Source organism: Mesorhizobium sp. M0195 (genome assembly GCF_040322115.1).
In the GTDB taxonomy this organism is placed as follows: Bacteria; Pseudomonadota; Alphaproteobacteria; order Rhizobiales; family Rhizobiaceae; genus Mesorhizobium.
This window is the reverse complement of the sequence record NZ_JAMYSV010000005.1, coordinates 301,998-314,495: the sequence shown is the minus strand read 5'-3', so window position 1 is coordinate 314,495 and position 12,498 is coordinate 301,998. Positions and strand designations below refer to the sequence as shown.

11 protein-coding genes are annotated in these 12,498 nt (G+C 63.5%); 7 read left to right on the top strand and 4 right to left on the bottom strand.

Annotated features, from left to right (window positions below; translation table 11 throughout):
* Nucleotides 1-89: 89 nt before the first annotated feature.
* A complete protein-coding gene (locus NKJ12_RS14405; protein ID WP_254817426.1) occupies nt 90-644 on the bottom strand; it encodes an HdeD family acid-resistance protein in 555 nt (184 codons plus the stop codon).
* A 351-nt stretch (nt 645-995) separates the two neighbouring features.
* Between NKJ12_RS14405 and NKJ12_RS14400 the strand changes: the two genes are divergently transcribed.
* Nucleotides 996-1,901: an alpha/beta hydrolase gene (locus NKJ12_RS14400; protein ID WP_352703349.1), complete on the top strand. Its 906-nt coding sequence runs from the start codon at nt 996-998 to the stop codon at nt 1,899-1,901.
* Between the two features lie 202 nt (nt 1,902-2,103).
* Complete coding sequence (locus NKJ12_RS14395) at nt 2,104-2,907, top strand: MipA/OmpV family protein (protein ID WP_352479904.1); 804 nt, start codon at nt 2,104-2,106, stop codon at nt 2,905-2,907.
* 16 nt (nt 2,908-2,923) lie between these two features.
* Here NKJ12_RS14395 and NKJ12_RS14390 read toward each other — a convergent pair whose 3' ends face one another.
* Nucleotides 2,924-3,358 carry an RES family NAD+ phosphorylase gene (locus NKJ12_RS14390; RefSeq protein WP_352479905.1) on the bottom strand — a complete coding sequence of 145 codons (435 nt, stop codon included), beginning with the start codon at nt 3,356-3,358 and terminating at the stop codon, nt 2,924-2,926.
* A 2-nt stretch (nt 3,359-3,360) separates the two neighbouring features.
* Complete coding sequence (locus NKJ12_RS14385) at nt 3,361-3,735, bottom strand: Xre family toxin-antitoxin system antitoxin (protein ID WP_352479906.1); 375 nt, start codon at nt 3,733-3,735, stop codon at nt 3,361-3,363.
* A gap of 358 nt (nt 3,736-4,093) precedes the next feature.
* On the opposite strand from NKJ12_RS14385, the gene ileS reads away from it, so the two are divergent.
* Together ileS and NKJ12_RS14375 are read left to right on the top strand one after the other, a co-directional pair.
* Nucleotides 4,094-7,084 (top strand): isoleucine--tRNA ligase, encoded by a 2,991-nt coding sequence (gene ileS, locus NKJ12_RS14380; RefSeq protein WP_352703346.1) that lies wholly within the window; start codon nt 4,094-4,096, stop codon nt 7,082-7,084.
* Between the two features lie 195 nt (nt 7,085-7,279).
* Nucleotides 7,280-7,960 (top strand): hypothetical protein, encoded by a 681-nt coding sequence (locus NKJ12_RS14375; RefSeq protein ID WP_352703344.1) that lies wholly within the window; start codon nt 7,280-7,282, stop codon nt 7,958-7,960.
* A gap of 84 nt (nt 7,961-8,044) precedes the next feature.
* On the opposite strand, the gene NKJ12_RS14370 is transcribed toward NKJ12_RS14375, so the two are convergent.
* Complete coding sequence (locus NKJ12_RS14370) at nt 8,045-8,497, bottom strand: nucleoside deaminase (RefSeq protein ID WP_352479909.1); 453 nt, start codon at nt 8,495-8,497, stop codon at nt 8,045-8,047.
* A gap of 76 nt (nt 8,498-8,573) precedes the next feature.
* Here NKJ12_RS14370 and NKJ12_RS14365 point away from each other — a divergent pair, with 76 nt between their 5' ends.
* The 3 genes from NKJ12_RS14365 to NKJ12_RS14355 all read left to right on the top strand — a co-directional run bounded on the left by NKJ12_RS14365 (nt 8,574) and on the right by NKJ12_RS14355 (nt 12,496).
* Entirely contained in the window at nt 8,574-10,499 is a 1,926-nt protein-coding gene (locus NKJ12_RS14365; protein ID WP_352703341.1) for a pseudouridine synthase, read from the top strand.
* Nucleotides 10,480-11,034 (top strand): 16S rRNA (guanine(966)-N(2))-methyltransferase RsmD, encoded by a 555-nt coding sequence (gene rsmD / locus NKJ12_RS14360; RefSeq protein WP_352479911.1) that lies wholly within the window; start codon nt 10,480-10,482, stop codon nt 11,032-11,034. The genes NKJ12_RS14365 and rsmD overlap by 20 nt, the downstream gene beginning before the upstream one ends.
* Nucleotides 11,035-11,131: 97 nt before the next feature.
* Nucleotides 11,132-12,496: a M16 family metallopeptidase gene (locus tag NKJ12_RS14355; protein WP_352703339.1), complete on the top strand. Its 1,365-nt coding sequence runs from the start codon at nt 11,132-11,134 to the stop codon at nt 12,494-12,496.
* The last annotated feature ends 2 nt before the right edge of the window (nt 12,497-12,498 follow it).

Sequence of the window (12,498 nt, the reverse complement as noted above, 5' to 3'; positions counted from 1 at the left end):
GGATTTCAGCCAATCTCGAAGGTATGCGATAGAAATGAACGACGAGCATTACCTGTCGGCGTCCTGCAATCCGCCATGTCGATCACAATTTATCTCTTCAGCGCCAGGCCGACGGCAATGAAGGTCCAGCCTTGGAAAATCAGGTCGACGGCCAGGAACAGGCCGAGCACCCACACGCTGTTGAACGGCCAACCCATGGCGATGACCAGTCCCGCCAGCGCGCTGATGACGCCGGCCGTGACCACCCAGCCCCAGCCCGGCTGCGGCCGGTGGCTGTAGCCGACCCAGGCCCTGAGCACGCCTGAGGCAAGCAGCGCGACCGCCAGGAGGAATGTCAGCACCGCCGAGGCCAGCAGTGGATTGTAGAAGGCGAAGAACCCGGCGACGGCGTAGAGAAGCCCGCTGAGCAGCCAATAGAAGAAGCGGCCCCATGTCTTCACGCCGAAGGCATGGATGATCTCGACAATGCCGGCCATCAGCATCAGCCAGCCGACGACATAAACCGAGGCGACGGTTGCGATGAACAGATTGCCGAAAGCAATGCCGCCGAAGATGAGCAGCAGCACCCCGAGCGCGACGAACCATCCCCACTTCGCCCGCGTCTGGCCAATGGCGTCTTTCATGGCATCGCTGTGCACGGTCATTGCCCTTCTCCGTCAAGGTTGCCTAGCTTCTTTGTTCCGAAAGGTAGCGCCGATCGCCTTGCCCGTCCAGCGAGCAGGGTGTGAGCGCCACACTCCCGAGCGATCCGCTTGCCAGACCTTCGCTTTTTATCCGAAGCGGCCAAATACCAGATGGAATATTCGATCGTGTGCAGGGGTGGGCCAGCGCTAAAAGATGACAAGCGGGTTTACGGGCGACCCCCGTCGTCCCGTGTATTCGCCATGGCGCAAGTGAAACGAAAAATTGCCAGCGCTGGCATTGGCCCCTTTATCGATGACGTGCGGCTGCTGCTGTATACCGTTTTCTACGCTTGATGAGGCTGGGGAAGCAAAATGAGCGATATGGACGAACACCGCGATCTGCTGGAGATCAACGCCGTCCGCAGGCTGTTGACGTCAAAACCACGAACGGTCCGCTGGGACGAACGCCGGGCACGGCTCGACGAAGTCGGTTCGGTCTGGCCGGTCGCGGAGGACATCCGATGCGAGCATGCGGTTTTCGATGGCCTCGAGGGAGAGTGGTCCCTGGCGCCTGGCAGTGACAAGGATAAGATTCTGCTCTTTTTCCACGGTGGCGGCTACTGCTCCGGCTCTCTTAAAAGTCATCGTCGAATGGTGACCGAGGCAGGTCGGGCAATGGGAATGCGCACCCTCGCGATCGCCTATCGACGCGCGCCGGAACATCCTTTCCCTGCGCAACATGAAGACGCACTCACGGCATGGCGCTTTCTGAGGCGGCAGGGCATTGCGCCGGATCGCACCGTGGTTGGGGGAGACAGTGCGGGCGGCAACCTCACCCTGTGCCTGGTCAGTATATTGCGCACGGCAGGCGAGCGGTTGCCGCGATGTCTTTGGCTGTGTTCGCCCTGGACGGACCTTTCGATGTCCGGCGCGACACTATCAACAAAGGAGGCAATCGACCCTATCATCCACCGGGCGTATTTGGGGGAACTGGCAACCGCCTATGTTCCCAATGGCGTTGATCGGCGCGATCCGCTGATCTCGCCTTTGTTCGCCGATCTGAGCGGATTTCCCCCAATGCTTATACAAGTCGGTTCGGCCGAGACGCTGTTGTCGGACGCAACTCGGCTCGCGGAAGCCGCTGGCGCGGCTGACGTCAAAGTACGTCTCGAAATTTGGCCGCATATGATTCACGCTTGGCCGGTTTGGAATGCGGGGCTGGGTGCCGGTCGGCGCGCTCTTCACAGCGCGGGCATGTTTGCGCGCGAATATTTATAACGCCTGCCGAGGCAGCTGCCGGCGCATTCCAAACGTCTTGATCTGGAATCTTGGTGCGCCAGTACAATTCGCTGCAATGCGGAAAACAGCCCGGCCAACGCTGCCAAGGTTACGGACATTAAGTCAAATTTTACCGAACTGGCGCCATGGCTTGGATGAAGGCTGATAGTGTTGGTCAACGCGTTCGACGTATGGAGTAATAATGCGGTCTGTCCCGACGGTCTTGGCCGCATTCATGCTCGGCACCTGCGGCGTTGCCAAGGCAGGCGAGGGCACCTTCGGCTGGATGTCCGGAGACTGGTACCTGACGGTCGGCGCCACCGGCATGGTTGCCCCGAATTTCGAAGGCGGCAAAAAGTACCTGCTCAGCGCCTCGCCGATCATCTCGCTCGGCAAAGCTGGTCCCGCGGCGCGCTTCACCTCGCGCAACGACAATATCTCGTTGGCATTGATCGACGATGGCGGCGTCCGCGCCGGCCTGACAGGCAAGTTCCTGTTTTCCCGCGACGGTGGTGATGCCGACGAGTTGAAGGGCCTCGACCCGGTGCGCTGGGGCGGCGAGGCCGGCGGCTTCTTCGAATTCTATCCTTTGGATTGGCTGCGTGCCCGCGCCGAATTGCGGCATGGCATTCGCGCCCATAACGGCTTTGTCGCCGACATCGCCGCCGACGCCTTTTACGATGTGACGCCCGATGTCAGGATTTCGGGCGGGCCGCGCGTTTCATTCGCCTCATCGGACTATTTCGACGCCTATTACGGCGTTGATGCCGAGGAGTCCCTGGCCTCGGGGCTCAGCGAATATCATCCCGGTGGCGGGGTGAAGTCGGCGGGCCTGGGCGGCGCGGTGACCTGGAAGGTGACCGAGCCGATGACGGCCAGTCTGTTCGGCGAATATTCCCGCCTGATGGGCCCGGCCGGCGATTCCAGCCTGGTCAAGGAGCGCGGCGATCGCAACCAGTTCACGATCGGCGTGTCGACAACCTACCGCTTCGATTTCTCGATGTGAGCGGGCGGGCGTCGGCTCATTTGATCAAACGGCTGTCGAACGGATAATGGTATAGGCCCGCAATCGTAATGCGTGACGCATCGTCATGGGTCGGGTTGAGCAGATAGTTGTTTGCCTTGCGCATTATGATCGAAGGAATTTTCATGAGCGCGTAACGATTGGCCGAGAGAAAGTCCGTGCCCTGTCGCCGTGTCGATTCCATGTCCTTGTCCCAGCCGTCCTGGATAACCGGTTCGGTCATTTCTATTCCGTCCGGAACGTCGATTTCGATAAGCTGGTAGGTTTCCGGAACGGTTTCGCGCGTCGCATGCACCAGTATCTCCAGCAGTGCCGTCGAAGGGTGGTCGGTGCAATAGACGATGGGCATTCCGCGCCTGTTCCATCTTCCATCAACGAGCGTTCCGCCACGACCCGAGAGATCCGCGAAACTGGAGATGCGCCAGATGCGCATCGTCAGGCAAGCATGCCAAAGTCGATACGGATAAGCTCTTCGGAAACGACGTGGGCGCCGGTCTCTGTCTCAAGGAGATCGATCGGCCTTGCACCATCCAATGCTATGATCTCGCTTCTCAGCCAACGCTGGGCTTTCTCATGGCTACCGAATACCCGATCCGCCTGCTCGGCGATGCGTTCAAGGCGCAGGGCGCGGTCGGATTCAGCTGGCGAAAGCGGCTCGGCATGTTCCTTGCGACGCGCCAGCGTGCGGCGGGGGGCAACGATACGATAGAGTTCTTCGCTACTGAAACCCAGACTGCGCAGATGATCGATCTTGTCCGTAGGGACGGAAAAGTCGCGTGTTGCGCGAATTGCCCTTGCTGCGACCGACATGAATTGTTTCCTTGGCACTGCAGGCCATTTGCCTACAAATGTATGCGCAATTGGCACCTAACGCAAGGAAGCATCAGAGTTCGGGCTTTTCAATATCGCCTGTCTCGGTTAAAAGCCCAGCCATGACGAGCTTTTCGCGCCTTCTCGCGACTGCGATACGAATTACAGGCCCGGTGTTCCGGGCGGCTTGACCGCCGCCGGGGCCGCCGGGAATCTTGCGCGCGGCCTCTCGCGCTTTTTCCAGATCATCAACGCATATCGCCCAAAAGTGGGTCCGGTTTTGGGAAGACGATATGCGTCAAAGCGAAGAACTTCAACGCCCGGCTCTTTTGCCGCCGGCAACGCATATGGCAGACGAATGACTGATACCGAGACCGCCGAGACGATCGACTATTCCAAAACGCTCTACCTGCCGCAGACGGATTTCCCGATGCGCGCCGGTTTGCCGGAAAAGGAACCGCTGCTGGTCAAGTGCTGGCAGGACATGGACCTTTACCGCAAGTTGCGCGAAGACGCAGCCGGCCGCGAAAAATACGTGCTGCACGACGGCCCGCCTTACGCCAATGGCAACATCCATATCGGCCACGCGCTGAACAAGATCCTCAAGGACGTCATCACCCGCTCGTTTCAGATGCGCGGCTATGACTCGAACTATGTACCCGGTTGGGATTGCCACGGCCTGCCGATTGAATGGAAGATCGAGGAGCAGTACCGCGCCAAGGGCAAGAACAAGGACGAGGTGCCGGTTAACGAGTTCCGGCAGGAATGCCGTGAGTTTGCGGCGCACTGGATCAAGGTGCAGGGTTCCGAATTCCAGCGCCTCGGCGTCGTCGGCGACTTCGACAATCCCTATACGACGATGGCTTTCCACGCCGAGGCGCGCATCGCCGGCGAGCTGCTGAAATTCGCCATGTCCGGCCAGCTCTATCGCGGCTCCAAGCCGGTGATGTGGAGCGTCGTCGAACGCACCGCGCTGGCCGAGGCGGAGGTCGAATACCAGGACTATGAGTCGGACACGATCTGGGCGAAGTTTCCGGTCGTCAGCCTCGCTCGCCAGGTCATCAACATCGAGGATGGACAGCCAGCCCTGGATCCCAAGCTGACGCAGACGTCGCTCGATCTGCTTGATGCCAGCGTCGTCATCTGGACGACGACGCCGTGGACAATCCCCGGCAACCGCGCCGTCAATTACTCGCCGCGCATCAACTATGGTCTCTATGAGGTTACGGCGGCCGAGAACGCCTTTGGTCCCCAGCCCGGCGAAAAGCTGATCTTTGCCGAGAAACTTGCAGACGACGCTGCCGCGAAGGCCAAGGTCACCCTGAATCGGCTTCGCAACGTTGGCGCCGAAGAGCTTGAAAATCTTACGCTTTCGCATCCCCTCAAAAGTCTGGGTGGCGGCTACGATTTTCCCGTGCCCATGCTCGCCGGCGATCATGTCACCGACGATGCCGGCACCGGATTCGTCCACACCGCGCCGGGACACGGCCGCGAAGACTTTGACGCCTGGATGGATGCCGCCTCTGACCTTCGCCAGCGCGGCATCGACACTGCGATCCCCTTCACCGTTGACGATGCCGGCTTCTTCACCAAGGACGCGCCGGGCTTCGGCCCGCACCGCGAGGGTGGAGCGGCGCGCGTCATCGACGACAATGGCAAGAAGGGCAACGCCAACCAGGCTGTCATCGACGAGCTGATCAAGCGCAACGCGCTGTTCGCGCGCGGCCGCCTGAAGCACTCCTATCCGCATTCATGGCGCTCGAAGAAGCCGATCATCTTCCGCAACACGCCCCAATGGTTCGTCTATATGGACCAGGAGCTTGGCGACGGCACGACGCTGCGCGGCCGCGCGCTGAAAGCCATCGACGATACCCGCTTCGTGCCCGCCGCCGGCCAGAACCGCATCCGCGCCATGATCGAGGAGCGCCCCGACTGGGTGCTGTCGCGCCAGCGCGCCTGGGGCGTGCCGATCGCCGTCTTTGCCGATGCCGACGGCAACGTGCTGCGCGACGAGGCAGTCAACCAGCGCATCATGGACGCCTTCGAGAAAGAAGGCGCCGACGCCTGGTTCGCCGCCGGCGCCAAGGAGCGTTTCCTCGGCAATCACGATGCCTCGAGATGGCAGCAGGTCATGGACATCCTCGATGTCTGGTTCGATTCAGGCTCGACGCATGCCTTCACGCTTGAGGACCGGCCCGACCTGAAATGGCCGGCCGATCTCTATCTCGAAGGCTCCGATCAGCATCGCGGCTGGTTCCACTCGTCGCTGCTCGAAAGCTGCGGCACCAGGGGCAGGGCGCCCTATGACACCGTCGTCACCCATGGCTTCACCATGGATGAGGAGGGGCGGAAAATGTCGAAGTCGCTCGGCAACACCGTCGTGCCGCAGGACGTCATCAAGCAGTCCGGCGCCGACATCTTGCGGCTGTGGGTGGTGACGACCGATTATTGGGAAGACCAGCGGCTCGGCAAGAACGTGCTGCAGACCAATATCGACGCCTACCGCAAGCTGCGCAACACCATCCGCTGGATGCTGGGCACACTCGCCCATGACGACGGCGAGGAGGTGCCGCTGGACAAGATGCCGGAGCTGGAGCGGCTGATGCTGCATCGGCTCGCCGAACTCGATGAAGTCGTACGCTCGGGCTACGACGCGTTCGAATTCAAGCGCATCACCCGCGCGCTGCTCGACTTCATGGTGGTCGAGCTGTCGGCCTTCTATTTCGACATCCGCAAGGACGCGCTCTACTGCGAAGCGCCTTCCAGCGTGAAGCGCAAGGCTTCCGTGCAGGTGGTGCGCCATCTCTTCGACTGCCTGGTAAAATGGCTGGCGCCGATGCTGCCCTTCACTATGGAAGAGGCTTGGCTCGACCGTCATCCGGATGCCGTCTCGGTGCATCTCGACCAGTTCCCGAAAATCCCGGCGGACTGGAAGGACGAGGCGCTGGCGGAGAAGTGGCGCAAGGTGCGGCAGGTCCGCCGTGTCGTCACCGGCGCGCTGGAAATCGCCCGCGCGCAGAAGGTCATCGGCTCTTCGCTGGAAGCGGTGCCGGTCGTCACCCTCGATGATGCCGCGCTCGAAGCGGCGATCGCCGATGTCGATATGGCCGAGATGGCGATCACCAGCGATCTGGTTCTCGTGCACGGCAAGGCGCCGGCGGGCAGCTTTACCCTCGACGACGTCAAGGGCGTCGCCGTGGTCGTCGAGAAGGCGGAGGACCGTGGCCTGGTGAAGTGCGCGCGCTCCTGGCGCTACACCGCCGATGTCGGCTCAGACCCGGAATTCCCGGATGTTTCGGCCCGTGACGCCGCTGTCCTGCATGAACTCAAGGCTTTGAGCCGCCTCTAAGGCGGTGCACAAATGCCACGGCGGGCGGCCGATCGGCCCCGGCGCGTTGCCCTTAACGAGTGGTTGAGGTAAACAAGCGAAACTCCGGACGACAAATTGTCGCCGGAATTCCGTCGGAAGAGCATAGGCGACGGGGACCGGACCTTTCTTTGGCCGGCGGCAATCGAGAGGCTGTCTACAGTGGGACTTTTTGGCATGACCGAGAGAACTTACGCGCGCGTTGCGCTGCTGGCGCCGCTTGTCGTATCGGGCCTCGCCTTGTCCGGCTGCATGGGCTCGCCCACTTACGGGACCGACAAGCCTGCTGCCTCGCAGCTTGCCGACGACCTCACGGGGGCTTTTTCCTTTGCACCCAAGCGCAAGAACAACATCGACTACAAGCCGCGCCCCACGCTGGTGAAGCCAGGGCCGGGGCAGAAGGAAGTGTTGCCGCCGCCCCAGGAAAGCATCGAGACGGCAAGTGCCGAATGGCCCGAATCGCCGGAGCAGCGCCGTGCCCGCCTGCGCGCCGATGCCACCCTGCATCAGGACGACCCGGCCTACCAGGCGCAGATTGTCGACGACGTGCAGGCCGACCCGGTGGCCGTCAAGGCCGCGATGGCGCAGTCGGCTTCGAGCCATCCGCCGGCCTGGACTCCAGCGGATTCGGACAACGGCCGCGCCGCGGAAGTTAAGCGCCGTCAGGCTGAAGGCAAACAGGGCGACCCGACCACCCGCAGATATCTGAGCGAGCCGCCGGTGCAATACCGCGCCGCCGCCCCCACCGCGCCGGTGGATGACCTCGGCGAGGATGAGTACAAGAAGGAACGCCGCCTCAAGAAGGAGGCGGCCGCCAAGAGCAAGAGCGGCGGCATGTTCGACTGGCTGCCCTGGTAGACTGGCTGGGCCAGAGACGTTCTTGCCTGGATTGGCTGGCTGGATTGGCTGACTTGGATTTGGACCGTCTGCCGGACCGGAAAATCAGGGTCCGCGTCGCTCGCGAAAAAAGTCTTTCAGCAGCGCTGCCGCAGCGTTCTCGGCCATGCCCGGATAGATATCGGGCACATGGTGGCAGGTTGGTGACGTGAAGAAGCGAACGCCGTTGACCACTGCGCCGCCCTTCTCATCGGCAGCGCCGAAATAGAGCCGGCGCAGCCTGGCGAAGGAGATGGCGCCGGCGCACATGGCGCACGGCTCCAGCGTCACGTAGAGATCGTGGCCGCTGAGCCGCTCGCTGGAAAGCTTGCGGCAGGCCTCGCGGATCGCCAGCATTTCGGCATGGGCAGTGGGATCGGCGAACTCGCGGGTGCGGTTGCCGGCACTCGCAACGACCGTATCGCCGCCGACGACGACCGCGCCAACCGGCACCTCGCCACGCTGGGCGGCGGCTTCGGCTTCTTTCAGCGCCAGCGCCATGAAATCCTGCCGCTTCACGCGGTTTCCATTCCGATTATCTCCTCGCCACTAGAGCGCGATCCTGTTACTACCCGCGCAAACGAGCAAAGGCCACATGGACGACAAAAACAAGAAATTCCCGCGCAAGGCCGGCCCGAAACCGGCGGGGCCGCGCGGTCGCGATAACGCTCCCGGCAAGGGCGGCAAGCCGTCCTTCGGCGCCAAAAAACCCTACACTCCGCGCGGCGACCGGCCGCCGGCGGCCGAAGGCGAACGGCCGAAGCGCGACTTCAAAGGCGACCGGCCATTCAGCAAAGGGCCGCGTCCGGAAGGCAAGCCTTATGAACAGCGCGAGGGTCCACGCAAGCCGTACGCACCGCGCGGCGACCGGCCAGCGGCGGCCGAAGGCGAACCGCCGAAGCGCGACTTCAAGGGCGGCGACCGGCCGTTCAGCAAAGGGCCGCGTCCGGAGGGCAAGCCTTATGAACAGCGCGAAGGTCCGCGCAAACCCTACGCGCCGCGCGGCGACCGGCCGGCCGCTGCCGAAGGCGAGCACGGTGAAAGGCGCTTCGACCGTCCCAAGCGTGACTTCGGCGATCGTCCCAAGCGTGATTTTGGCGGCGATCGGCCGCAAGGTGCACAAACGGCACGGGCGGCGTCGGACGGCGGCTTCAAGCCGCGCCCGCGTCGCGTCGAGCTAACGGAAGAAGCCGGCGAACGCATTGCCAGGCGGCTGGCGCGTGCCGGCCTGGCCTCGCGCCGCGATGCCGAGGAATTGATTGCGGCAGGTCGCGTCAAGGTCAATGGCAAGGTGTTGTCCTCGCCGGCCTTCAACGTGATGCCCGGCGACATCATCCATCTCGACGGCATGGAGATCCCGCCGATCGAGCGCACCAGGCTGTTCCTGTTCCACAAACCGGCCGGCGTGGTCACCACCAACCGCGATCCCGAAGGCCGCAAGACCGTCTTCGATGTGCTGCCCCCCGGGCTGCCGCGGCTGATGACCATCGGCCGGCTCGACATCAACACCGAAGGCCTCCTGCTGCTCACCAATGATGGCGGCCTGTCGCGCGTCCTCGAACTGCCGGCCACCGGCTGGCTCAGGCGCTACCGCGTGCGCGTCCACGGCAAAGTCGAGGAAAGCGCGCTTGCCGGCCTGCGCGAAGGCCTTGCCGTCGACGGCATCTTTTATGGCGCCATCGAAGCGACGCTCGACCGCGAGCAGGGCTCGAACGCCTGGCTGACACTCGGCCTGCGCGAAGGCAAGAACCGCGAGGTCAGGAACATCCTGGGCTCGCTCGGTCTCGACGTGACGCGGCTGATCCGCATTTCCTACGGGCCGTTCCAGCTTGATGATTTGCCGGAAGGTCATGTGCTGGAGATCAAGGGCCGCGTGCTGCGCGACCAACTCGGCGAGCGTCTGGTCGAAGAGTCCGGCGCCAATTTCGACGCCGATATCGCCAAGCCGTTTTCCAACAAGCCGGTCAGGCGTGAGCGGGAGGAGGAGCCCGAGCGGCCGAAATTCACCCGCGACGGCGAACGCCGGCCGATCGGCGAGGGCGGCCTGATCAAGAACCGCAAGCGTCGCGAAGGCAGCCGCGACGAAGCGCTCGGCAAGCTGTCGACAAGCCCCGACAGGAGCTTTGGGCCGAAAAAGAGCTTTGGCGAGCGTGGCCCCAGACCTGAACGCAGCGACTTCGGGGACAAACCCCGTGGCGACAAGCCGCGTGGCGGCTTCGGTGGGAAGAAGTCCGAACGCGAGCAGCGGCCGATCGAGCCGCCGGGCCAGCGCAAGGCCAATGTCTGGATGGCGCCGGGCGCACGGCCGATCGGCAAGGGCAGGGCGGAGGCAGACGCCGCCAAGGCGGCAGAAAACAAGGCGCGCAAGGCCTCGTTCAAGCCGTCTTACGGCAAGCCCGGCGGCAAGCCGCAAGGCGGCGGTGCAAAGCCGTTCGGAAAGCCACGCGGCGAGCGTCAGGATGGCGGTGGCGACCGGCCGCGCGGCGGCCCGAAGGGAAGCAATGCGGATCGTCGGCGGTGAGTTTCGCGGGCGTCCGCTGGCGACGCCCCGCACCTTTGCCATCCGCCCGACGACCGACCGCACGCGTGAGGCGGTCTTCAACGTGCTGGCGCATCGCTTTCCCGAAAGACTGGACGGCGCGCGCGTCCTCGACCTGTTCGCCGGCACCGGTGCGCTCGGCCTCGAAGCGCTGTCGCGCGGCGCCTCCTACGCTGTCTTCATCGAAGAATCCGCCGAGGGGCGCGGCCTGATCCGCACCAATGTCGAGGCCTTCGGCCTCACCGGCCGCACCAAGATATTCCGCCGCGACGCGACGGCCCTGGGCGAGGCGGGCACCATCGCCGCATTCGGCCTGGTCTTCGCCGATCCGCCCTATGGCAAAGGCCTTGGCGAACGCGCCTTGCGCTCGGCCAAGGCCGGCGGCTGGCTCGCCCCCGGCGCGCTCTGTGTCGTCGAGGAAGCGGCGGCGGCGCCGTTCGAGGCAGGGCCGGGCTTTTCGGTTGTCGACGAGCGCAACTATGGCGAGACGGTCATCCGGTTCATCGAGGCCGCCTGAATTCGGTGTCCGCGATGGCGCCTTCAAAATGACGCACAATTCGCTTTGCCTCGACCAGCAACCCCGCCTATCGTCCGACCACCAACCGGAGCCATCTATGACATTTCAGGCTGAATGGCTGCGCGCAACGCTCTTGGGGCTGGCTCTGGTGATGGCCGCGCCGGCTCTGGCGGGCAACAATCCCGACGACGGCGTCGTGACCGATTTCCTGCTCGACAACGGCATGGAGGTCGTCGTCATCCCCGATCACCGCGCCCCGATCGTCACCCATATGGTCTGGTACAAGATCGGCAGCGCCGACGAGCCGCCGGGCAAGTCCGGCATCGCCCATTTCTTCGAGCATCTGATGTTCAAGGCGACCAGCAACCATGCGGCGGGCGAGCTCGACCGCGCCGTCGCCGCCATCGGCGGCTCGGACAACGCCTTCACCTCCTACGACTACACCGCCTTTCACGAGACGGTGGTGCCGCAGGCGCTCGGTGAGATGATGGGCTTCGAGGCCGACCGCATGCGCAATCTCATCCTCAACGACGACGTCATCAAGACCGAGCGCGACGTCATCCTCGAGGAGCGCCGCTCGCGCATCGACTCCAATCCGCAGGCGGTGCTCGACGAGGAAGTCGATGCCACGCTGTGGCAGAACCAGCCCTACCGCATCCCGGTCATCGGCTGGATGCAGGAGATGGAGAAGCTGAACCGCACCGACGCGATGGCCTTCTACAACAAATATTATACACCCAATAACGCCGTGCTGGTGGTGGCGGGCGATGTCGAACCGGAAACGGTCAAGGCGCTGGCCGAAAAGACCTATGGCAAAATCGCGCGCGGCCCGGATCTGCCGCCGCGCATCCGCCCGGTCGAGCCGGAACAGAACACCAGGCGTACGGTGACGCTGACCGACGGGCGCGTCAGCGTGCCGAGCTTTACCACGCAATGGGTGGTCCCGTCCTATCACACGGCAAAGCCCGGCGAAGCCGAAGCGCTCGACGTGCTGTCCGAAATCCTCGGCGGCGGCAACCGCAGCCGGCTCTACCAGGAGCTTGTCGTCAGGCAAGGCATCGCCGCGGCGGCCGGCGCCTTCTTCCAGGGCACCATGCTCGACGACACCAATTTCACCGTCTACGGCGCGCCGCGCGGCGATGCCAAGCTTGCCGACGTCGAGGCCGCGGTCGACGCGGAGATCGCCCGCATCGCCAAAGACGGCGTCACCAGCGACGAGCTGGAAAAATCCAAGGACCGTTTCGTACGCTCGATGATCTTTGCCCGCGACAAGCAGGAGGACATGGCCAACATCTATGGCTCGACGCTCGCCACCGGCGGCAACGTCCAGGACGTTCAGCAATGGCCGGACCGCATCCGCAAGGTCACCGCCGACCAGGTCAAGGAAGTCGCTGCCCGCTATCTCAATCTCGACCACGCAACGACCGGCTATCTTCTGCCGCAAACCCAGGCTGGGAATTGATT